This window comes from Cupriavidus sp. FW306-01-F10A (genome assembly GCF_058782785.1).
Genome location: NZ_JBYSYA010000006.1, coordinates 183,292 through 204,979, shown reverse-complemented (window position 1 = coordinate 204,979; position 21,688 = coordinate 183,292). Strand labels below are relative to the sequence as shown.

General features: G+C 69.4%; 20 protein-coding genes. 7 read left to right on the top strand and 13 right to left on the bottom strand.

The genetic code is table 11. The annotated features are described in order from the left end of the window. Positions 1 to 94 precede the first annotated feature (94 nt). From AC3WLF_RS11515 to copD, 4 genes are read left to right on the top strand one after another with little or no spacing between them, the layout of a single operon-like run. A complete protein-coding gene (locus AC3WLF_RS11515; protein ID WP_492317188.1) occupies positions 95 to 1,948 on the top strand; it encodes a copper resistance system multicopper oxidase in 1,854 nt (617 codons plus the stop codon). 26 nt (positions 1,949 to 1,974) lie between these two features. Beyond that, on the top strand, positions 1,975 to 2,973 hold the full coding sequence (locus tag AC3WLF_RS11510) for a copper resistance protein B (RefSeq protein ID WP_492357102.1): 999 nt from the start codon (positions 1,975 to 1,977) through the stop codon (positions 2,971 to 2,973). Positions 2,974 to 3,008: 35 nt separating this feature from the next. Further along, entirely contained in the window at positions 3,009 to 3,395 is a 387-nt protein-coding gene (gene copC / locus AC3WLF_RS11505) for a copper homeostasis periplasmic binding protein CopC (RefSeq protein WP_492357101.1), read from the top strand. Beyond that, positions 3,396 to 4,328 carry a copper homeostasis membrane protein CopD gene (gene copD / locus AC3WLF_RS11500; RefSeq protein WP_492357100.1) on the top strand — a complete coding sequence of 311 codons (933 nt, stop codon included), beginning with the start codon at positions 3,396 to 3,398 and terminating at the stop codon, positions 4,326 to 4,328. 11 nt (positions 4,329 to 4,339) lie between these two features. Here copD and AC3WLF_RS11495 read toward each other — a convergent pair whose 3' ends face one another. From AC3WLF_RS11495 to AC3WLF_RS11485, 3 genes are all read right to left on the bottom strand, one after another. Continuing rightward, entirely contained in the window at positions 4,340 to 4,852 is a 513-nt protein-coding gene (locus tag AC3WLF_RS11495; protein ID WP_439669362.1) for a DUF6644 family protein, read from the bottom strand. A gap of 15 nt (positions 4,853 to 4,867) precedes the next feature. Then, entirely contained in the window at positions 4,868 to 5,239 is a 372-nt protein-coding gene (locus AC3WLF_RS11490; RefSeq protein ID WP_063832578.1) for a DUF6152 family protein, read from the bottom strand. A 61-nt stretch (positions 5,240 to 5,300) separates the two neighbouring features. After that, entirely contained in the window at positions 5,301 to 6,629 is a 1,329-nt protein-coding gene (locus AC3WLF_RS11485; RefSeq protein ID WP_492317194.1) for a tetratricopeptide repeat protein, read from the bottom strand. Between the two features lie 216 nt (positions 6,630 to 6,845). On the opposite strand from AC3WLF_RS11485, the gene AC3WLF_RS11480 reads away from it, so the two are divergent. Next, on the top strand, positions 6,846 to 7,280 hold the full coding sequence (locus AC3WLF_RS11480) for an FKBP-type peptidyl-prolyl cis-trans isomerase (protein ID WP_492357098.1): 435 nt from the start codon (positions 6,846 to 6,848) through the stop codon (positions 7,278 to 7,280). A gap of 9 nt (positions 7,281 to 7,289) precedes the next feature. Here AC3WLF_RS11480 and AC3WLF_RS11475 read toward each other — a convergent pair whose 3' ends face one another. Further along, the gene (locus AC3WLF_RS11475) at positions 7,290 to 8,084 is read right to left on the bottom strand and encodes an MlaA family lipoprotein (RefSeq protein WP_010810959.1); all 795 of its coding nucleotides are present in this window, start codon (positions 8,082 to 8,084) and stop codon (positions 7,290 to 7,292) included. 40 nt (positions 8,085 to 8,124) lie between these two features. Then, on the bottom strand, positions 8,125 to 10,761 hold the full coding sequence (gene hpnN / locus AC3WLF_RS11470) for a hopanoid transporter HpnN (RefSeq protein ID WP_492357097.1): 2,637 nt from the start codon (positions 10,759 to 10,761) through the stop codon (positions 8,125 to 8,127). Positions 10,762 to 10,932: 171 nt separating this feature from the next. On the opposite strand from hpnN, the gene AC3WLF_RS11465 reads away from it, so the two are divergent. Further along, on the top strand, positions 10,933 to 11,577 hold the full coding sequence (locus AC3WLF_RS11465; RefSeq protein ID WP_492317197.1) for an MlaC/ttg2D family ABC transporter substrate-binding protein: 645 nt from the start codon (positions 10,933 to 10,935) through the stop codon (positions 11,575 to 11,577). A 13-nt stretch (positions 11,578 to 11,590) separates the two neighbouring features. Here AC3WLF_RS11465 and AC3WLF_RS11460 read toward each other — a convergent pair whose 3' ends face one another. From AC3WLF_RS11460 to ispH, 6 genes are read right to left on the bottom strand one after another with little or no spacing between them, the layout of a single operon-like run. Next, positions 11,591 to 12,595 (bottom strand): lysylphosphatidylglycerol synthase domain-containing protein, encoded by a 1,005-nt coding sequence (locus AC3WLF_RS11460; RefSeq protein ID WP_492317198.1) that lies wholly within the window; start codon positions 12,593 to 12,595, stop codon positions 11,591 to 11,593. 9 nt (positions 12,596 to 12,604) lie between these two features. After that, positions 12,605 to 13,408, bottom strand: coding sequence for a hopanoid biosynthesis-associated protein HpnK (hpnK, locus tag AC3WLF_RS11455; RefSeq protein WP_492317431.1), 804 nt, complete (start codon positions 13,406 to 13,408; stop codon positions 12,605 to 12,607). A 38-nt stretch (positions 13,409 to 13,446) separates the two neighbouring features. Next, the gene (hpnJ, locus tag AC3WLF_RS11450) at positions 13,447 to 14,871 is read right to left on the bottom strand and encodes a hopanoid biosynthesis associated radical SAM protein HpnJ (RefSeq protein WP_492317199.1); all 1,425 of its coding nucleotides are present in this window, start codon (positions 14,869 to 14,871) and stop codon (positions 13,447 to 13,449) included. Further along, positions 14,868 to 16,022, bottom strand: coding sequence for a bacteriohopanetetrol glucosamine biosynthesis glycosyltransferase HpnI (gene hpnI, locus AC3WLF_RS11445; protein WP_492317200.1), 1,155 nt, complete (start codon positions 16,020 to 16,022; stop codon positions 14,868 to 14,870). The genes hpnJ and hpnI overlap by 4 nt, the downstream gene beginning before the upstream one ends. A gap of 11 nt (positions 16,023 to 16,033) precedes the next feature. Then, positions 16,034 to 17,203: an adenosyl-hopene transferase HpnH gene (gene hpnH / locus AC3WLF_RS11440; RefSeq protein ID WP_492317201.1), complete on the bottom strand. Its 1,170-nt coding sequence runs from the start codon at positions 17,201 to 17,203 to the stop codon at positions 16,034 to 16,036. A 21-nt stretch (positions 17,204 to 17,224) separates the two neighbouring features. Continuing rightward, complete coding sequence (ispH, locus tag AC3WLF_RS11435) at positions 17,225 to 18,238, bottom strand: 4-hydroxy-3-methylbut-2-enyl diphosphate reductase (protein ID WP_010810967.1); 1,014 nt, start codon at positions 18,236 to 18,238, stop codon at positions 17,225 to 17,227. Positions 18,239 to 18,445: 207 nt separating this feature from the next. On the opposite strand from ispH, the gene hpnA reads away from it, so the two are divergent. Next, positions 18,446 to 19,447, top strand: coding sequence for a hopanoid-associated sugar epimerase (gene hpnA / locus AC3WLF_RS11430; protein WP_492317202.1), 1,002 nt, complete (start codon positions 18,446 to 18,448; stop codon positions 19,445 to 19,447). A 16-nt stretch (positions 19,448 to 19,463) separates the two neighbouring features. On the opposite strand, the gene AC3WLF_RS11425 is transcribed toward hpnA, so the two are convergent. Together AC3WLF_RS11425 and AC3WLF_RS11420 are read right to left on the bottom strand one after the other, a co-directional pair. Further along, positions 19,464 to 20,612 (bottom strand): glycosyltransferase, encoded by a 1,149-nt coding sequence (locus AC3WLF_RS11425; RefSeq protein WP_492358225.1) that lies wholly within the window; start codon positions 20,610 to 20,612, stop codon positions 19,464 to 19,466. Positions 20,613 to 20,621: 9 nt separating this feature from the next. Then, positions 20,622 to 21,611, bottom strand: a complete 990-nt coding sequence (locus AC3WLF_RS11420) for a ferritin-like domain-containing protein (protein WP_492317204.1) — start codon at positions 21,609 to 21,611, stop codon at positions 20,622 to 20,624. Positions 21,612 to 21,688 lie beyond the last annotated feature (77 nt).

Here is a 21,688-nt window from a genome sequence, read left to right as displayed (position 1 = left end):
ATGACCGGAAGATTACCGGAATGTCATGTTCCAGTCAGACGTGCGTAGGGTGGCCTTCGCTACGCTTGGCATGCTTTCTACCAGGACTGATGACATGCGACGCCACCCCAGTACCGGCCTTGTGCTGCCCGATTTACCCCGCCGCCGCTTCGTGCAAGGGCTGGTTGCCGGCGGCGTGGTGGCCGGCCTTGCCGGCGTCGGCGGCAGCGCGTGGGCGCAGCATGCGGGCCAGCGCGCCGGGCAGGCTGCCCCGGCCGGCTCCGGCTCGGCGCCGGTGCTGCGCGGCACCGAGTTCGACCTGGTGATCGGCGAGTCGCTGGTCAACTTTACCGGCAAGCCGGCCATTGCCACCACCATCAACGGCATGCTGCCCGGCCCGACGCTACGCTGGCGCGAGGGCGACACGGTCACCATCCGCGTGACCAACCGCCTGCGCGAGGCCACCTCGATCCACTGGCACGGCATCATCCTGCCGTTTGAGATGGACGGCGTGCCCGGCATCAGCTTTGCCGGCATCCCGCCCGGCCAGACCTTCACCTACCGCTTCAAGGTCGCGCAGACCGGCAGCTACTGGTACCACTCGCATTCGGGCTTCCAGGAAATGACCGGCGTGTACGGCGGCATCGTCATCGATCCTGCCTCCGGGCAGGAAACCGTGCGGGCCGACCGCGACCACACCGTGCTGCTGTCGGACTGGACCGACGAAGACCCGATGCGGGTGCTGACCAAGCTCAAGGTCCAGGGCGACTACTACAACTACAACCAGCCGACCGTGGTCGACTTCTTCCGCGACGTCTCGCGCGACGGGCTGAAGCAGGCGCTGGACAAGCGCAGCATGTGGAACCAGATGCGGATGAGCCCGACCGACCTGGCGGACCTGTCCAGCGCCACGCTCACGCACCTGGCCAACGGCGTCACGCCGGCCGGCAACTGGACCGGGCTGTTCCGGCGCGGCGAGACCGTGCGCCTGCGCTTTATCAACGGCTCGGGCAACACCTTCTATGACGTGCGCATCCCCGGGCTGAAGCTGCGGGTGGTGCAGGTCGACGGCCAGGATATCGAACCGGTCACGGTCGACGAATTCCGCTTCGGCCCCGGCGAGACCTGCGATGCGATTGTCGAACCGCGCGACGACGCTTACACGCTGTTCGCGCAATCGATGGACCGTACCGGCTATGCGCGCGGCACGCTGGCGGTCAGGGAAGGGCTGGCGGCGCCGGTGCCCGCACTCGACCAGGCCGAATGGCTGACCATGACCGACATGATGGGCGCGATGACGGGCCACGGCGGGCATGGCGGCCATGGCGGGCATGCCGGACACGGCGGCATGCAGCACGGCGCCATGCCGATGCAGGGCATGGACCACGCCGGCATGGACCACAGCCAGCACGCCATGGCCGCCGCCGACCCGCTCAAGGTCCCCAGCAAGACCGCCCGCCACGCCCGCACCGAATACGGTCCGGGCACCGACATGCGCGTCGACATGGCGCGCACCAACCTGGACGATCCCGGCATCGGCCTGCGCAACAACGGCAGGCGCGTGCTGACCCTGGCCGACCAGCACACCATCGGCGGCGCCATGGATGCGCGCGGCCCCGGGCGCGAGGTCGAGTTGCACCTGACCGGCAATATGGAGCGCTACACCTGGTCCTTCGACGGCGTCGAGTTCGGCAAGTCGACGCCGATCTACTTCAAGCATGGCGAACGGCTGCGCGTGATCCTGCACAACGACACCATGATGACCCACCCCATGCACCTGCACGGCATGTGGAGCGAGCTGGAAACGCCGGACGGCAGCTTCCAGGCGCGGCGCCACACCATCCCCGTGCAGCCGGCGCAGCGCATCAGCTTCCTGGTCAGCGCCGATGCGCTGGGACGCTGGGCCTGGCATTGCCACCTGATGCTGCATATGGATGCGGGCATGTTCCGCGAAGTGGTGGTGGCGTGATGGCTCAACCTGAATTCGCAATCTCCATGCACAGGCACAAGAAGACGATACTGGCCGCGGCGCTGGCCTTGACCGCAATCGGCGCAGCCCAGGCGCAGGACCCGCATGCCGGCCATGCGCACCAGCACGATGCCCCGGCCGCCATGCAGGGCATGGACCATGGCCAGATGCAGGGCATGGAGCAGGACGGGATCCAGACCATGGACGGTGGCGGCGCGCCGATGCCGGACATGCAGGGCATGGCCGCCCCTGCCATGGACCACGGCGACATGAAGATGCAGGGCGGCAGCGCGCCGCCCGACGCGCGCGATCCGCATGCCTATTCCGGCGGCTACCAGCTGGGCGTCGGCAAGTACGCGCTGGGCGACAAACGCCAGCTGGTGATGGCCGACGAGCACCTGTTCGCCTCGGTGCTGGTCGACCGCCTGGAGTGGGCCCACGCCAGCGGCAGCAATGCCGCCGCCTACGAGATGCAGGCGTGGTTCGGCAACAGCTACGACAAGCTGGTGCTCAAGGCCGAGGGCGAAGCGTCGAAGGGCAAGCTGCACGAGGCCCGCACCGAGCTGCTGTGGGGCCACGCCGTGGCCAGCTACTGGGATACCCAGCTGGGCCTGCGCAACGACGCCGGCAGTGGGCGCCCGGCGCGCAACTGGCTGGCCTTCGGCGTGCAGGGGCTGGCGCCGTACTGGTTCGAGGTCGATGCCACGGCCTATGTCGGCACCAGCGGCCGCACCGCGTTGCGGCTGTCCGCCGAATACGAATTGCTGCTGACGCAGCGCCTGATCCTGCAACCACGCATCGAAGCCAACCTCTATGGCAAGAACGACCCGGAGGCGGGCATCGGCAGCGGCTTGTCCAACGGCACCGTGGGGCTGCGGCTGCGCTATGAGTTCAGCCGGCAGTTCGCGCCGTATATCGGCGTGGAGCGCTACCAGGCCTTCGGCAATACCGCCGACATGATCCGGACCTCTGGCGGCAAGGCGGGCGAAACGCGTTTCGTCGCCGGTGTCCGGGTCTGGTTCTGACACCACAACTTCATCATCCCCAAGCGGAGACAACCATGCATGCCAATCGCCCCCTGATCCAGATCCTGCTTGCCGCAACCGCGGCGCTGGCCAGCAGCATCGCTTTCGCGCACCCGAAGCTGGTGTCGTCCACGCCGGCGGACAAGGCCGAGGTGGCCGCGCCGCAGAAGATCGAACTGCAGTTCTCCGAGAACCTGGTCACCCAGTTTTCCGGCGCCAGCCTGGTGATGACCGGCATGCCGGGCATGGCCGACCATGCGCCGATGAAGATGGCCGTGAAAGTCTCCGGCAGCGACGACCCCAAGGCCATGGTGATCACGCCGGCGCAGCCGCTGCCGCCTGGCAGCTATCGGGTGGACTGGCGGGCGGTGTCGTCCGATACCCATCCCGTCAACGGCAAGATTGCCTTCACGGTGAAGTGATTGCAGCAGCCGGACTGGATGGCCGCCGGGCTGCGCCTGGCGCTCTATGTCGACCTGGCCTTGCTGTTCGGGCTGCCGCTGTTCTGCACCTATGCGCTGCATCGGGGGGAACGGGCCTCACGCTTCGCAAAGCGTTGCCAGGCGCTTGCGCTGGGCTGCGCCATCGCCGGCATCGGGCTTTCGCTGGCTGCCCTTGTGGTGATGGCGCTGGCCATGACAGGGGAGTCCGACTACGCCGCGTTGCAGGCCCACGTCTTCGCCATGATCGTCACAGGGACGGATTTCGGGCTGGCGTGGTCGGTGCGCCTGGCGGCCCTGCTGCTGTTCGTGCTGGCCTGCGTGTCCTGGCGCAGGCGGCCGGGCGCGCGCTTCACCGCGCTGACCGGGTTCGGCGGGATTGCGCTGGCGACGCTGGCCTGGGGGGGGCACGGCGCGATGCATGAGGGCGCCTTGCGCTATCTCCACCTGAGCGCCGACGTGGCGCACCTGCTGGCCGCCGGCGCCTGGGTCGGCGCGTTGGCCGCGTTCGTGCTGCTGTCGCTGGCGCGGCCGGTATCGGACCGGGCGGCGGTGGTGCTGCTGAGCCGCACCTCGAACGGGTTTGCCCGTATCGGCACCATCATTGTTGCCACGCTGCTGCTGACCGGCGCGCTCAACTACTGGTTCATCGTGGGCCCGGCGCTGCCGGATCTTGCGCCGATGTCCTATGGCGGGCTGCTTGTCGCAAAACTCGCGCTGTTCGTGGCGATGCTTGGCCTGGCTGCCGCGAACCGCTTCCGCCTGAGCCCGCGGCTGGCGTTGGCGGTGCAGGCCGGGGAGCATCGGGCGGCGACGCTGGCGTTGCGGCGCAGCCTGCTGCTGGAGGCCTGCGCCGCCGCGCTGGTGATGGCCCTGGTGGCCATGCTGGGGATGCTGTCTCCGGCACCGCCGTGAGGCCGGGGCCATCAGACATAGGCAATCAGGCGCCCGGCACAGATCACCAGCGACCACGTCACCATCGAGACAATGGCGCTGACGCGCGCGCCGGCCGGCGGCGCGACGCCGCTGTCCCAGCCCCGTTGCCCGGCATGCAGGCTGCGATAGGGCCCGAAGTGGAACCACAGCACATTGGCCAGCGCCAGTGCAATCAGGCACAGCTTGGCCAGGAACGCGGGATTGGCGGCCAGCTCATCGGCATGGGCCAGGAACAGCAGCACGCCGCTGGCCGCGACCGCAATGAAGGCGCCGACGGTGAAGGGCAGCGCATGGCGCAACAGCAGGCTCACCGGCAGCCGCCGGCCGAGCCCGGCCAGGCGCATGTCGACCACGAAGATGGAGCCGAACAGCAGCGCCATGCCGGCCAGGTGGACGATCTCCACTGCGGGATAGGCCCAGGCCGAACTGCGCAGGGCCATCGGGAACGGCAGCCGCGCCAGCGCGCCGGCCCATTCCGTCCATTGCGCGAACAGCACCGACATGCGGCGCGCGCCGGCTCAGCGCAACTCGACGGTCTTGCCGTCCACGGTGATGCGCTCGGCGCGCAGCTCGCCGGCCTTTTCCTTGCTGGCGTAGCCGACCAGCGTGACCTCGCGCCCCACGGCCACCTTGTCGGCGGTGGCGCCGCGCGCCTCCATCCGCGACACCGGTGCCAGCACGGCCAGCCAGCGCTTGCCGCCGGCATCGATGCGGATATGCGCGTGGGGGTTCTCGTAGTGGCTCTCGACGATCTTGCCGGTCAGCGTCAGCGGCTTGGTCTCGTCGTAGGTGGACCAGCCGTGATGGGCAATGGCCGGCACGGCGGCCAGCGCCAGCGCGGCGCTGGCGGCAAAGAGGGCGGGGCGGAACAGGGCGCGGAAGCTGGGCATGGGTGGTCTCCGGTCAGGACAGGTGCAGTATAGGCGCCGATCCCGGCCGCGGCAGGGAGACTTATGCGCGGCACGAGTCGGCGCGCTGCACCAGCCGGTGCAGGCTAGGACTCATGGGCTTGAGCGCGGCGCGTTCGGCCGTGAGCGCGATCGCCAGGTTGCTGCGGCGGCCGCGCAGCGCCGCCTCGAGCAGGGTCAGGCTGACGATGTCGCGCTGCGCATGGCTGCCGCCGAAGCGGTGGGCGATCAGGCGCACCGGCATCAACAGGTCGATGGCGGTGCTGTAATCGCCCTGGTCGAACGTGATCAGGGCATCGGCCACCGGCAGCCCCACATCGCGCGACATCATGGCATTGGTGCCGTTGCCCAGGGCGGCGCGCTCCAGCGCGGCGCGGACCTGGTCGGCGGCAGCGGGCCGGTGCGCGCCCAGGCTGGCCATCACGGCATGGACATCGTTGAAGGCGTAGTAGCCGGCCGCGCCGCGGCCGAGCCAGTCGTCCGCCACCGGCTGCCAGCGCCGGCCCACGTCCACGCCGCGCAGGTGCAGCCGCCACAGCAGCGCGGAGGCATCCACCAGGTCCAGCGCGATCGCCGGCGCAGGGCGCTTGATATAGCGGTCGTACAGCGCCAGCACCTCGTCGGTCCTGCCCGCTTCCAGATGGAACAAGGCCAGGTGCCACCAGTTGTGCACGGCCAGCATATTGTCGTCGGACCAGTCGTCGCGGCGCCCGTCCAGCCAGGCGATGCCGTCGTCCAGCCGGCCCTGCATCTCCATCACGTGCGCCACCGCGTGCACGGCCCACGGGTCGCGCGGATTGAGCTCCAGCGCGCGCCGGCCGCTTTCCTCGGCGCGCTCGTAGAGCTGGGTTTCTTCCAGGCCGAAGGCATGCATGCCGAGCAGGTAGCCGTAGCCCGGCATGCCGGCATCCCAGTGCGGCAGCGCCTGCGCCACGCGGTCGCGCAGCATCGATGACTGCCCCAGCAGGAAGTCGCCGAGATGCGCGGTCTGGATCGCCAGCAGGTCGCGTGGATAGTCGATCACGATATCGCCGTAGAGACGGACCGAGCGCTCGAACTCGCCGTCCAGCCAGGCCCGTGCCGCGGCGATGTGGCGGCGCTCGCGGTCGTTGGCGCGGGCGTGCAGGGCTTCGCCGGCTTCAACGCTCTGGCGCAGCATGGGCTCGGCCGTGCCATCGCCAGAGGTGACCGCCAGCGCCGCGCGCAGCGCGTGGCCCATGGCGAAGTCGGGGTCGGCGGCCAGTGCCGTGTCGATGGCGGCGAGCGGGTCGCCGTAGTAGCCGTTCAGCAGTTGCAGGGCGGTCTCATACTGCTCGACCGAGCGGGCGTTCTGGGTCGAGACCGGAAGGTCCCGTGAATCCGTGAGTGCCATGGCAATCTCCGTGCGCCCGCGGCAGCGGGGCTGTCACGAACCATCGTAGACGGCAAAACGCCCCGTGTAACGGATGCGGCGGGGTGCGCCGCACCATGCCTGCCGCAAGGCGCACGGCGGGGTGCGTTGTGCGCTATATGCCGCTGCCGCCATATCGTTGCCGTGTGTCGGTTAAACTGCCGCATCCCCAATCACGACCTCACGACCAGGTTTCCCATGAAAACACTTGCGCTTTTCCTCGGCACCCTGACCTTGGCCTCCGCTGCCTCCGCTGCCGCCCCGGCCGCCTCGGCCCCGGCCGCACCCGCGGCGGCGCCGCAGACGCTGGCGTCGGGCATGACCATCCAGCACCTGATCAAGGGCAACGGTGCCTCGCCCAAGGCCACCGACTCGGTGCAGGTTCACTACCGCGGCACGCTGGCCGACGGCACCGAGTTTGACAGCTCGTACAAGCGCGGCCAGCCGATCTCGTTCCCGCTCAACCGCGTGATCCCGTGCTGGACCGAAGGGGTGCAGGCGATGCAGGTGGGCGGCAAGGCCAAGCTGACCTGCCCGCCGGCCACGGCCTACGGCGCGCGCGGCGTGCCGGGAACGATCCCGCCGAACGCCACGCTTACCTTCGAGGTGGTGCTGCTGGGGATCGGCGGCTAAGACCCCGCGTCAGCGCGGCGCCTGCGGCTGCGCGGGCGCAGGCGTGCCCGCCGGCGCCTCCGCGGCGGGCGCTGCGGCCGTGCCGCCGTCGTCGTCTTCGTCGTAGTCTGGCAGCGACGTGTTCTCTCCCAGCAGGTAGCGGCGCCGCTGCAGGTAGGCATCGCGCACAAAGGCGTACTTGTCCAGCGCCGCCAGCTTCAGCAGGTCGGTGGCGCCCAGCAGGTTGGTGCGCACGTCAACCACGTTCATCCCGAACAGCGAATTGCGCACCGCCGGCTCGGCATAGGTGGTCGGGTCGAACTGGAAATTCACATACAGGCCCACGCCGTCGCGGAATGAGCTGGGGCCGAACAGCGGCAGCACCAGGTAGGGTCCCGACGGCACGCCCCACGTGCCCAGCGTCAGGCCGAAATCCTGCGAATGCTTCTGCAGCCCGGCGGGCGTGGCGATGTCGATCAGTCCGCCGATCCCCAGCACGGAATTGATCGCGACCCGCATGAAGCTCTCCGCTGCCTCAACGCCCTTGCCCTGCAGCAGGTTGTTGGCAAAGTTGCCGATGTCCGCGATATTCGAATAGAAATTGGTGACCGCGGTGCGCACCGGCTCCGGCGTGACCGCCTTGTAGCCCTTGGCCACCGGCACGGCCACGTACTGGTCGAGCTTGTCGTTGACGGTGAAGACCGCGCGGTTCATCGGCTCGAGCGGATCGTCGGGGCTGGCTTGCGGTCCGGTGGCGCAGCCGGCGAGCAGGGCGGCGGCAATGGCGGTGGTGGCAACGGATGTAGCGCGCTGGCGTAAAGGCATCGTACGAAGGGGATTGGGGTCGGCCGCATCGGGTTTGTGATTATGACCGGGCGGCCTTGTCATGTTTGTGATGGGCGCCTTCGCGCGGGCGGCCCATCAGGATCGGCTGGAAGAACACCGCGCCGACCAGCGTGCACGCCAGCGCCAGCGCCAGCAGCTTGCCCATGCTGGCGGTGCCGGGATGCTGCGACAGCCACAGGCTGCCGAAAGCGGTGGCGGTGGTGGCCGCGCTGTACAGCACGGCGTGCGTCAGGCTGGACTGCAGCAGCTGGGTCTTGCCGTGCCGCCAGGCAATCACGTAGTAGATCTTGAACGCGACGCCCACGCCCAGCAGCAGCGGCAGCGCGATCACATTGGCAAAGTTCAGCGCAATGCCGAACAGCACGCACAACTCCAGCGTGACGATGGCCGAAACCAGCAGCGGTATCAGCGTGCGCAACACATCGCCGAATCGACGCAGCGTGATCCATAGCAGGATGGTGATCGACACCACCGCCCAGATGCCGGCCTGCGCAAAGGCGGCCATGATGGTGTCGGCCGAGCCGCGGATCGCAATCGGCCCACCGGTGGCGGTCGGCTCCACGCGCTGCACCGCGGTGATGAAGCGGTCCAGCGCGGCCTCGCGCTGTGCGCTGGCGGGCGGCGGCAGCTTCGGGCTGACGTTGACCAGCGCGCGCCCGTCCGGCGTGATCCAGTCGCGCACCAGTTCGGGCGGCAGCGTCTGCTCGCTGACGGGCTGCGGGCCCAGTGCCAGCTGCAGCCGTGCCAGCGCCAGCTGCAGCGGCACGGCGATGGCGCGCTCGGCGCGGTCGCGCGTGGCGGCGTCGGCGGCTGCCAGCTGCTTCAGCGTGGCGGACAGGTGCGCGGCGTCGGCCGCGCCCGGACCGGGATGTTCGTCGGCGGCGATGGCCAGCTGCCGCGCGGCATTGCGCAGCGCATTGACGCGCGCGCTGTCGGTGGCGGGCGTGGCGGCGGGCTGCGTCAGCGCCGGCATCAGCGCGGCCGAGGCCTGGCCGATGGCCTGCAGCTTGGTCGGCTGGTCTGCGGGGATGAAAGTCTGCAGCGTGACCGCGCGCGCCACCTCGGGCAGCGCCGCCAGCTTGCCGGCCAGATCGCGCGCGGCCGGCAGCGAAGGCGCCAGCACGCTGACATCGTCGGTGCCGGCCTGCGGCGCGTCCTTGAGCGCCAGCAGCGTGGCCATCGATTCGGACCTGGGGTCCTTCAGGTGCAGCGGGTCGAAGTCAAAGCGCAGGTGCGGCAGCAGCGGCGCACCTGCCAGGATCGCGAGCAGGGTGACCAGCAGCACCGGCTTGCGATAGCGGTCGAAGAACCGGTCCGCGGGCGCCAGCCACGCGAAGCCCGGCGCCTCGGGTTCGCCGCCGGGCTTGAGCACGCAGATCAGCGCCGGCAGCAGCGTGAAGGTGGTGGCAAATGCCACCATCATGCCCACGCCCGCGATCAGCCCCAGCTCGGCCACGCCGCGGTAGTCGGTGGGCAGGAAGCAGAAGAACGCCGCCGCCGTGGCCGCGGCGGCCAGCGCCAGCGGCGCGCCCACCGCGCGCGCGGCCAGCCCCAGCGCTTCGACGATATGGTCGCGGTCGTGGCGCTCGGCGCGGTAGCGCACGCCGAACTGGATGCCGAAGTCCACCCCCAGCCCGACGAACAGCACCGCGAACGCCACCGAGATCATGTTCAGCGCGCCAACCATGGCCAGCCCCAGCGCGGCGGTGATCAGCAGCCCGGCAAACAGGCTGGCCAGCACCGCAACGATCAGCCGCGCCGAGCGCAAGGCCAGCCACAGGATCAGCACCACCACCAGCACCGTCAGCACGCCGTTGAGCACGGCGCCGTCGCTGACCGAGGCGAATTCATCGTCGGCCAGCGCCTGCGGGCCGGTCAGCCGCACCGTGGCCTGGTAGCGCTGCGCCAGCTGCAGCTCGGCCGCCGCCTGCCGGACCGCGCGCGAGGCGGCGGCCCCGGCCTGCAGGTCGCTGTAGTCCAGCACCGGGCTGAGCGCGATATAGCTGTAGACCTGGCCATCGGGCCCGGGCTTGAGGCTGTCGTCGAGCAGCCCTGCCCAGGACAGCGCGGCGGGCTTGCCGGCCAGCACCTGGTCCAGTGTCCGTGCACTGCTACCCAGCAGCCTGGCCATGTCGCCCAGCTTTACCTGCCCCATCTGCAGCGGCAGCGTCAGCGTGGTGGTGAGGAGATCGGACAGGCCGCGCAGGGTCGGGTCATGTGCGAGCGCGTTGACCAGCGGGCGTGCCTGCACCAGCTGCTGCGTGAGCTGGCGCACTTCATCGGTGCTGGCGAACAGCAATCCGTTGCGCGCGAAGAACGGGCCGCCGCCGGGCTGGCTGACCGCGGTGAAGCGTGCCGGCTGGCGGCGCAGCGCCTCGGCCAGCGCCTCGGCGGCGGCGTCGGCCAGCTCGGTCGCGGGCGCCTGCACCACCGCCAGGATCAACTGGTTGCGCTGGGGAAAGGCGTCGCCGATGGCGGCATCGCGCACCGCCCAGGGGGCGTCGGATTCCAGCAGGCGGCCGATGTCGGTGTTGATCGCAAAGTTGCGGGCCACGTAGACGCCGCTGACGGCGGTCAGCAATGCCGCCAGGATGATGACGCGCCACGGCCAGGCGGTGGCAAGCCGGACAATGCGTGTCAGCAGCGAAGTCAGCATGGGCGGATCCGGAAGGAGCACGAACCGCGAGTATATCGGCTGGCAGCGTGGCGCATGCGGCATGCGCGGCCCGGGCATCCGCGATTCAGGCCGATCCGCTATAAACTGTCAGCCTGGCACCGGCGCTGCAGCGCCGGCGCCGCTTCACCGTCCTTCCTGGCTCTCATATCCATGACGATTCACGGTTTGCTTCACCTGGCGCCGCTTGCGGCGGTGGCCATGGTTTCCGTAGCGCACGCCCAGGCAGTCCAGCCCGGCGACCTGCGCGCCAGCCCCGAGCGGCTGGTGCAGGCCGCGGTGGAGGGCGTGATCGGCACCATCCAGTCCCATCCCGACACCCGCGCCGGCGACCTCGCCAAGATTACCGCGGTGGTCCAGAAGCAGTTCCTGCCCTACACGGATTTCCAGCGCACCACGCGGCTGGCGGTTGGCGGTGCCTGGCGCACCGCCACGCCGGAACAGCAGCAACAGCTCCATGAGCAGTTCCAGATGCTGCTGGTGCGCAGCTATGCGGTGTCGCTGGCGCAGCTGCGCGAGCAGAACGTCAAGTTCCGCTACCAGCCGGTCAAGTCCGGCAGCGGCGCCACCGATGTGGTGGTGCAGACGCGCGTGATCAACAATGCCGACGAGATGCAGATCGATTACCGGCTGCAGCGCACAGCCAACGGCTGGAAGATCTACGACATCAACATGATGGGGGCGTGGCTGATCGAGGTGTACCGCAAGCAGTTTGCGGACATCGTCGCGCGCAGCGGGGTCGACGGGCTGGTGAAGTACCTGACCACCCACAACGCGCGCCAGGCATCCGACACCTGAGCGCCGCACGCCATCAGGGCGCGGCGTGGCCGGTGTCGCGGTTGCGCCGCCAGTGGCGCAACTCCACCCATTGCCATGACAGCAGCGCGGGCACGCCGAACAGGATCTCGCGCGCGCGCTTGACCAGCGCCAGCGCCAGCGAGACCTGCGCATCCATCCCCAGCACCTGCCCCAGCAGCATCACCACCGCTTCCTGCACGCCCAGCCCGGCGGGCACGAAGAAGGCCACGTGGCGCGCGGCCTGGGTCAGTGATTCGATTGCCAGCGCCTGCCAGACCGGCACCGGATGGCCCAGCAGCATCAGCGCCAGCCAGATCTCCAGCGTGCCGCTGACCAGCCCTGCCAGTTGCCAGCCCAGTGCCGCCAGCAGCTCGCGCCGGCGCCGGTTGAGCGCGCGGATATGGGCATCGAGCCGCGCACCGTCGATCAAGGCGACGACGCGGTGATCTTCGCCAAACAGCTTGCGCGCCGCGCCTTCCAGTTTCTCGAAGATCGCGGTGTGCCGCAGCGACAGCGCGAACAGCACCGGCACCGGCAATGACAGCAGCAGCCCGGCCAGGATGACCCAGGCCCCGCCGCTGTCCTGCAGCGCGGCCACCAGCAGCAGCACCCCCATGGCCGAGAACAGGTACTGCGAGAACAGCGTCACCATCACTTCGACCACGATGCTGGCAGTCACCGCGGTGGTGTCGCGGATGCGCAGCCGCGTCAGGCGGATGCCGACCAGTTCGCCGCCGACCCCCACCGTCGGCAGCAGGCGGTTGACCGCTTCGCGCACCGTGGCGACCCACCACAGGAAACCGAGCCCCGCCTTCTCCTCGGGGTCGGCCGAGGTCAGCAGGACGCGCCAGGCTTGCGCGTCGAGCAGCAGCGGCAGTGCGTGCAGGGGCACCAGCAACAGCAGCAGCCAGCCGCCCTGCGCCACGATTGCGGCGATATCGCCGGCGCCCTGATGGATCACCAGTGCGGTGAGCGCCAGCAGGCCGATCAGCCCGGTCAGGTAAGCAATGCGTTTCATCTTGAAAAATCAGGGCACCAGCACGTCGGCAAAGCCGCCGCGCCGGTTGGCCGCGCGCTCCAGCGCGGCGCGCACGCGCGGCGACAGCAGCGCGGCCAGTTCGTCGGCGTGGCGGTAGCCGCGCATCGATGCGGTAATGGCCTCGCCAGAGACCACGGCCGGATGCAGGTAGATCTCGCCCACGCCCGCGGGCAACTGCGCCAGCGCCTGCAGCAGGGCTGCCTCGTCCATCTGCCCGCTGCGCGCGATGCCGACCACGTAGTCATTGTGCGCGATGCCGGCGCGGTCCAGGCGCCGGCGCAGCAGCGCCAGCCAGGGGCGCAGCGGCAACGGCGCGCCCTGCTCGCGCGGCAGGCGCATCGCGCGCAGGCCGTAGTCGCGCCCGATCGACAGGATCAGTGACAGCACCGTGGGGTGCAGGTGGAAATGCTTGTGCGTGTTGACGTGGTCAAGCGGCAGGCCGGTGGCGGCAAAGGCTTCGAACTGCGCGCGGATCTCCGCCGCCAGCTGGCGGCGCACGCGCGGCAGGAAGAAGAAGCGGCAGCCGTCCAGGGCCATGGCCGAGCCGAAGCGGGCTTCGGCGTCGACCAGGTCGGGGATCTGCGCGCGCGGCAGCGTGGCCGGGCCGTCGGCCAGCACCACGTGCAGCCCCACGCGCAACGACGGCAGCCGGCGCGCGCGCTCGACCGCATCCGCCACGGCGGGCGCGCCCACCATCAGGCTGGCGGCGTTGAGCACGCCGTCGCGGTGGGCCAGCTCCACCGCCTCATTGACGGCGGGATGCAGGCCGAAGTCGTCGGCGGTGACGATCAGCGCGCGTAGCGAGGCACAGGAAAGCGCGTGGGCCAGGATCAGGCCTCGTGCGAGCGCAGGAAGCGGAAGAACTCCACGCCTTCGCGCAGGCGCCGCTTCATCATGTCCCAGCTGCCCAGCATCTCGCGCACGATTTCCCAGATCTTGCCGGGGCGGAAGTAGAAGCGCTTATAGAAGGTCTCGACGCCGTGGTAGATGTCTTCCCTGGACAGGTGCGGATAGCTGATCGCGGCCAGCTGCACGCCCTGGTCGTTGACCAGGTTGATGACCTTGTTCTCCTCGAGCCAGCCGTTCTCCACCGCCTGCCGGTACAGCGTGGTGCCGGGATAGGGCGCGGCCAGCGACACCTGGATGGTGTGCGGGTTGATTTCCTTGGCGTACTCGATGGTTTTCTCGATGGTCTCGCGCGTCTCGCCCGGCAGGCCCAGGATAAAGGTGCCGTGGATCTGGATGCCCAGCTTGCGGCAGTCCTCGGTGAAGCGGCGCGCGATGTCCGTGCGCAGGCCCTTCTTGATGTTCAGCAGGATCTGGTCGTCGCCGGACTCATAGCCCACCAGCAGCAGGCGCAGGCCGTTCTCCTTCATGATCTTGAGCGTGCTGTACGGCACGTTGGCCTTGGCATTGCAGGACCACGTCACCCCCAGCTGGCCCAGCCCGCGCGCGATCTCTTCCACGCGCGGCTTGAAGTCGGTGAAGGTGTCGTCGTCGAACATGATCTCCTTGACCTCGGGCATGTTCTCCTTGATCCATTTGACCTCGGCAATCACGCTTTCGGCCGAGCGCGTGCGGTAGCGGTGCCCGCCCACGGTCTGCGGCCACAGGCAGAAGGTGCAGCGCGAACGGCAGCCGCGACCGGTGTAGATCGACACATAGGGGTGCTTCAGGTAGCCGATGAAGTAGTTGTCGATCTTCAGGTCGCGCTGGTAGACCGGCGCCACGAAGGGCAGCTCGTCCATGTTCTCGATCATCGGGCGCTGCCCGTTGTGTTCGAGCGAGCCGTCCGGCAAGCGATAGGAGAGGCCCAGGATGTCCTGGAGCGGCTTGCCCGCGGCCACATCCTGGCAGGTGTAGTCGAACTCCTCGCGGCAGACGAAGTCGATGGCCTCGCTGGCACCCAGCGTGCCGCCCGGATCGACCGCGGGCTTGGCGCCGACCATGCCGATCATCACGTCCGGCTCGCGCTGCTTCAGTTCCTCGGCGAACTTGGCGTCGGTGGGGAACGAGGGCGTGCTGGTGTGGATGATGACCAGTTCATAGTCAGCGGCGATATCCAGCGTCTGCTGCACGGTCAGGCCGTCGGCCGGCGCGTCGAGCACGCGGCTGCCCGGCACCAGCGCGGCGGGCTGCGCCAGCCAGGTCGGGTACCAGAACGACTTGATCTCGCGCTTGGCCTGGTAGCGCGAGCCCGCGCCGCCGTCGAAGCCGTCGAAGGAAGGGGCCTGGAGGAACAGGGTTTTTTTCATTGCGGCCTCTGGGGATGGATGCCGGTGGATGAAGGTTGGTTCGGGGTCAGCGCAGGACTGGTGTGCAGGGCATCGCGCACCGACAGCACCTGCTCGCGCCACTGCACGCGCTTGCCTGCCAGCGCAAATGCCCAGCCGGCCAGCAGCAGCGCATCGCGCAACGGTGCGCGCAGTGCGGCGGCGACGCTGCCTGCCAGCAAACTGCGCGCCAGCGCGCCGGCGGCCGCCACCGCAATCACCAGCGGCTGCGGCGCCAGCAGCACACCCAGCGCCAGCATCGGCCAGGTGAAGGTGATGAAGGTAAAGGCAAAGCCCGGCGGATTCAGCGATCGGATCGTGCGCAGCCAGCGCAGCTCATGCCGCCACAGGTCGGTGAAACGGTCCTCGGTGACATCGGTCGTGACCACCACCTCCGACAGCACCGTGCGCAAGCCTTGCTGCCGCGTCAGCTCGCCCAGCCAGTAGTCGTCGGCCAGCCGCTCGGACACGGCTGCGAAGCCACCGATGGCTTCCAGCGCATCCCGCCGCAGCGCAATCGTCGCGCCAAAGGCAAAGCGTTGCGAGCCGCCCGCGTGGGCGATGCGCACCGACGGCGCGAACCAGTCGTTGATGAACTGCGCGCCGATGCGCGACCACGGCCCGCCAGTCGGATTGCCGCGGTAGAGGCAGGTGACCACGCCCACGCCGGTGTCGGCCAGCGGCGCGGTCACGCGCGCCAGGTAGTCGGGCGGCACGGCGATATCGCTGTCGGCGATCACCAGCACATCGTGCTTCGCTTGTGCGAACAGGTTGACCAGGTTGCTGACTTTCAGGTTGGTGCCGTGCACTTGCGGGTCGACCACCAGCGCGATGTCGCACGTCGGGAAGTCGCGGCGCAGCCGTTCGACCACGGCGATGGCGGGATCGTCCGCGGCACGCACGCCGAATAGCAGCTGGAACGACGGATGCCGCTGCCGGCACAGCGTGGCCAGGTTCTCATACAGCCGGGGCTCGGCGCCGCACAGCGGCTTGAGCACGCTGACCGGCGTCGTTGCGGTGCCGCCGCTTGCCGCCGGCGCGCGGTGCGACAGCCAGGCCGCGGCCAGCGCATAGCCAGCCGACACGCAGGTCAGCGCAGCGCCTGGGAGGGTGGCGGCAAGTTCCGCGGCCATCGGCAGTGCGGTCAGTGCGTGGCCGCGGCGTTGGCCTCGGCCGGCCGCGGCCGGTTGGCGCGCGGCTTCGCGCGCTGGATTTCCTCGAGCTTGATCTCGACGTGGCGCGAGAACACGTATTCCGCCGGCCGCTGCCGGTCCAGCGCAATATCGGGCGCCATCGGCCCGCTGGTGCGCACGCCGCGCAGGCTCACGTCCAGCGCCTTGAGCGGATGGGCAAAGGTGTCGGCCACGGCGGTGGCCTCATAGCCGCTGTGCACCATGCAGTCGGCGCACTTCTCGTAGTTGCCGGTGCCGTAGGCGTCCCAGTCGGTCTCTTCCATCAGCTCGCGGAAGGTGGCGGCATAACCCTCGCCCACCAGGTAGCACGGACGCTGCCAGCCGAAGACGGTGCGTGCCGGGTTGCCCCACGGGGTGCAGTGGTAGGTCTGGTTGCCGGCCAGGAAGTCCAGGAACAGCGTCGACTGGCTGAAGGCCCAGTTCTTGCCGGCGCGGCCGCGGCTGAGGATGTCGCGGAACAGCTGTCGGGTCTTGCCGCGGTTCAGGAAGTGCTGCTGGTCCGGCGCGCGCTCATAGGCATAGCCCGGCGACACGGTGATGCCGTCCACGCCCAGCGCCTTGACCGAGTCGAAGAACTTCGCCACGCGCTCGGGCTGGGCATCGTTGAACAGCGTGCAGTTGATATTGACGCGGAAGCCCCGTTGCTTGGCCAGCCGGATCGCCTCGACGCAGCGGTCGTACACGCCTTCCTGGCACACCGAGCGGTCATGCATCTCACGGTCGCCGTCCAGGTGCACCGACCAGATGAAATACGGGCTGGGCTGGTACTGGTCCAGCTTCTTTTCCATCAGCAGCGCATTGGTGCACAGGTAGACGAACTTGCGCCGCGCGATGATGCCTTGCACGATCTGCGGCATGTCCTTGTGCAGCAGCGGCTCGCCGCCGGCGATGGAAACCACCGGGGCACCGCATTCATCCACCGCCTCCAGGCATTCCTGCACCGACAGGCGCTGGTTCAGGATGGGATCCGGATAATCGATCTTGCCGCAGCCTGAGCACGCCAGGTTGCAGCGGAACAGCGGTTCCAGCATCAGGGCAAGCGGATAGCGTTTCTGTCGCGACAGATGCTTGCCGACGATGTAGGCGCCCACGCGGGCGACCTGCAGTAGCGGAATAGCCAAGGCAGCTTCCTCTGGTTGGGTTCAGCCGGCGATATTCTCGTTGGCGGTGGCCGGTGCGGCCGCGACTGCGGCGGGTTCCTTGCCGGCCTTGCGCGGGGCCGATTGCGGCTTAACGTCGGCCAGTTCGGGCGGCAGCCGGAACTCGGCATGTTCCTCGCGCCCGGCCATGGTGGTGACATCCACCGGGCCCAGCCGGCGCAGCGCGTTGATCACGTCCTCGACCATTTCCTCGGGGGCGGAGGCGCCGGCGGTGATGCCCACCACGTTGGCGTCGCGCACCCAGGCAGGGTCCAGCTCGGCGCCTTCGGCGATCAGGTAGCTGGGCACGCCGCTTTCAGTGCCGATCTCGCGCAGGCGGTTGGAGTTGGAGCTGTTGGTCGCGCCGATCACCAGGATCACGTCGGCCAGCTTGCACAGGTCGCGCACCGCGCTCTGGCGGTTCTGCGTGGCGTAGCAGATGTCGCGCGTATCGGGACCGACCAGGTTGCTGAAGCGGCGCCCGAGCGCGGCGATGATATTGCGGGTGTCGTCCACGCTCAGCGTGGTCTGCGTGACGTAGGCGACCGGGGTGTCGGCGGGCAGGTCCAGCTGCGCGACCTCGGCCTCGTTCTGCACCAGGATCACCTTGCCCGGGATCTGGCCCATGGTGCCTTCCACCTCCGGGTGGCCGGCATGGCCGATCAGGATCACGGTGCGGCCGCTGGCCGCGTACTGGCGGCCCTGGGTATGGACCTTGATCACCAGCGGGCAGGTGGCGTCGATGGCATGCAGCTGGCGCTGGCTGGCATCGGCGATGACCTCGCGCGAGACCCCGTGCGCGCTGAAGATCGTCACGGCGCCGGTCGGGACTTCGTCCAGTTCTTCGACGAAGCGCGCCCCCTTGTCCTTCAGTCCCTCTACGACGTGCTTGTTGTGCACGATCTCATGCCGCACGAACACCGGGGCGCCATGCTTGACGAGGGCGCGGTCGACGATCTCGATCGCGCGCACCACGCCAGCGCAGAAGCCCCGGGGCTGAGCAAGAATCACCTGCATAGAGTAAGCCCCCCGACCCTTTGCAACGGGTTTCAGTGTTTGGGATGGCGGGACAGGAAATGCACCGGCATCCACCGGAGATCCACCGCAGATCACATTTCCGTCGCACGGTGGTTACTATATACCCGACACGCCGGCTTTGTCTGGCGGCGCTTTGGCCAGCGCGAGGCTGGCCAAAGCGCCTCCGCCTCACGGGAAAACGGGTTTATGACGATAAACGATGACGTGCTGGTGACAGGCGCCTCGGGCTTTCTCGGCTCGGCGGTGGCGCGCAGGGCGCTGGCACGCGGCTTCCGGGTGCGCGTGCTGGTGCGCCCGCAAAGCCCGCGCACCAACCTGGCCGGGCTGCCGGTGACCGTGGCGGAAGGCGACATGCGCGACCCCGGGGCCGTGGCCGCCGCGCTGCAGGGCGTGCGCTACCTGTTCCATGTGGCCGCCGACTACCGGCTGTGGGCGCCGGACCCCGAGGACATCGTGCGCACCAACGTCGACGGCACCCTGGCCGTGATGGAGGCCGCGCAGCAGGCCGGCGTCGAGCGGGTGGTCTATACCAGCAGCGTGGCGACGCTGCGCGTGGCCGGCGCGCGGGCGCCGGTGGACGAGACCGCGGCGCTGCGCCCGCACGAGGCCATCGGCGCCTATAAGCGCAGCAAGGTGCTGGCCGAGCGCGTGGTGGAAAAGCTGGTGGCCGAGCGCGGCCTGCCGGCGGTCATCGTCAACCCGTCCACCCCGATCGGCCCGCGCGACGTGCGGCCCACGCCGACCGGGCGCATCATCGTCGAGGCGGCCACGGGCAAGATCCCCGCCTTTGTCGATACCGGCCTGAACCTGGCGCATGTGGACGACGTGGCCGAAGGGCATTTCCTGGCGCTGGAACGCGGCCAGTCCGGCGAGCGCTACATCCTGGGCGGCCAGGACGTGATGCTGCAGCAGATGCTGCGCGACATCGCGCAGCTGTGCGGCCGGCGCCCGCCGACGGTGCAGCTGCCGCGCTGGCCGCTGTACCCGCTGGCGTACGGGGCGGAAGCGGCGGCGCGCTTTACCGGCAAGGAGCCGTTCATCACTGTGGATGGACTCAATATGTCCCGGTACCGGATGTTCTTTACATCAGACAAGGCGCGCCAGGTGCTGGGCTATCAGCCGCGGCCATACCAGGAGGGTTTGCGGGACGCGCTGGAGTGGTTCCGGGCGCAGGGGTATCTCGGCTGAGGGCGGCAGCGCGCGCTCAGGACCGCACCGGCGCCTGTGCCCGGCCCTTCCACTGCCCGCCGCGCCGCAGCCAGTAGCGCCGTGCCGAGTCGATGGTTGCCCCCAGGTAGAACAGCGCCGTGACCGGCAACAGCGGCGCCAGCCACGCCGGCTGCCGGTATTCGCGCAGCATCGGCAGGTAGGCCAGCACCATCGCGCCCCACGCCAGCCATGCCGGCCACAGCCGCCAGCCTCCGGCCAGCGCCAGCACCGGCGGCAGCAGATAGGTAATCACCATCCCCGACACCGCGCCCGCCAGCAGCAGCGGCGAGTAGCGCAATTGCGTATAAGCGCTGCGCGCGATCATGTCCCACAGGCTGCGCCAGTCGTTGTAGGGCCGCAACGACACGCTGTCGTCGGCCAGGTCCAGGCGGATCGCGCCGCCGGGCTTGATGTGCGCGGCCAGGCTGCAGTCGTCGATCAGCTCGCCGCGGATGGCGGCAAAGCCGCCAATGCGCGCCAGCGCCGCGCGGCTGGCCAGCATGCAGCCGCCGGTCGCGGCGGCCACGCGGCTGCGGCCATCGCGCACGCGGGCGAAGGGGTAGAGCTTGGCGAAGAAGAAGACAAAGGCCGGCACGATCAGCCGTTCCCAGGCGGATTCGCAGCGCAGCCGCACCATCAGCGAGACCAGGTCGCGCCGTTCGTGCTCGGCGCGCGCCACCAGCGCGGCCAGCACGCCGGGGCCATGCCAGATATCGGCATCGGTCAGCCAGACGTAACGGGCCTGCGCGGCGATGCGGTCGGCAGCGGCCAGCCCTTCGGACTGCGCCCAGACCTTGCCGCTCCAGCCGGCCGGCAGCTCGCGTGCGCCGATCACGGTCAGCCCACGCGCGCGCGCGGTGGCCGCGGCGGCGGCGCGGGCGATATCGGCGGTGCCGTCCTGGCTGTGGTCGTCCACCACCACCAGCGCCAGCCGGCCCCGGTAGCGCTGGCCCAGCACGCCGGCCACGGCGCGGCCGATCACCTCGGCCTCGTTGCGGGCGGGGATGACCGCGACCACCTCCGGCCAGGCCGCGGGATCCGGTGCGGCAGCCGGCTTGCGCACGCGCCAGAAGCTGGCGCGGGCAAAGATCAGCACCAGCCAGACCGCCAGCGACAGCAGCGACAACGCCAACGCAAGGTGCATGGGCCGGCCCTACTTGACGAAGCGCCGCGCCAGCCGGGCCAGCCGCGGCACGGTTTCCGGGCGCAGCAGGCGCGCGTCGTAGCCGGCCATGCGCCGGTCGTTCTCGGCCAGGCACAGGTCGATCATCGCGCCCGGCGTCAGCGCCTCACCCAGCGCCGCCGAGCCGTTCATGGTGAAGTTGGCGTCCTGGGCCACGCCGTCGGTGTCGATGCCGCGCGCGATGCCGATGCGCTCCCAGACCAGGAAGGCCCACACCCGCGCCACCTTCAGCGCAAACAGCGGGCGGCGCCACCACGGCAGGTTGCGCCGGTACCACGCGGCCCAGTTGACGAAGAACAGGATATGGCGGCCTTCCTCCTGGATCACCGGCTCGAAGGTCTCGACCAGCTCGGCGGGGAAAAAGCCGGAGCGCCTGGCCGCGGCGAACAGGCCGAAGGCGAAGAAGCTGTCGATGCACTCGCTGTAGCCGGTAACCAGCCAGCCCCATTCCGGATCGTCCGGGGGCGGGTAGTCAGGCTCGGGCGCGAGCGCGATGCCGTAGGCCTCGACCAGCTTTGACAGCACTACCTTGTGGCGCGCCTCTTCGCCGCCGTCCATTTCCAGCGCGCTGCGCAGCAGCGGGTCGCTGACGGTCTGGGCAAAGGTCTTGACTCGGATCGAGGCGCGGCCCTCGGTCTGCACGGCGATATCCCAGATCGGCAGCGAGGTGACGCGGTGCAGGGCCTCCGGCGACAGCTTCGGCCAGTCGATCACGGCGGGTTTGTAGGGGTTGTGGGTCTGCAGCAGCATATTGCAGAACATCTGCAGGTGCTGCGCGGAGCCGATGCGCACCGGCCCCGCGGTGGGGTCGGTCCAGTGGCGCATGGCATGGTCGGCCTGCTCGACGGCAGTGCGCGCGACCGTATCGGCAACCGCGATGGCGCGGGCCTCGGCATCGGCGGCGCTGTTGCGCGGCGGCGCGGCCGCCGCGTTGCCAGCAACCTCAGTGGTTTCGGACATTCGGCCCCCTGGCGTTGGATTGCCCGGGAGCCATTGTAGCGAGGCGCGCCGGCCGGCGCACCCCGCTGGCTACGGCA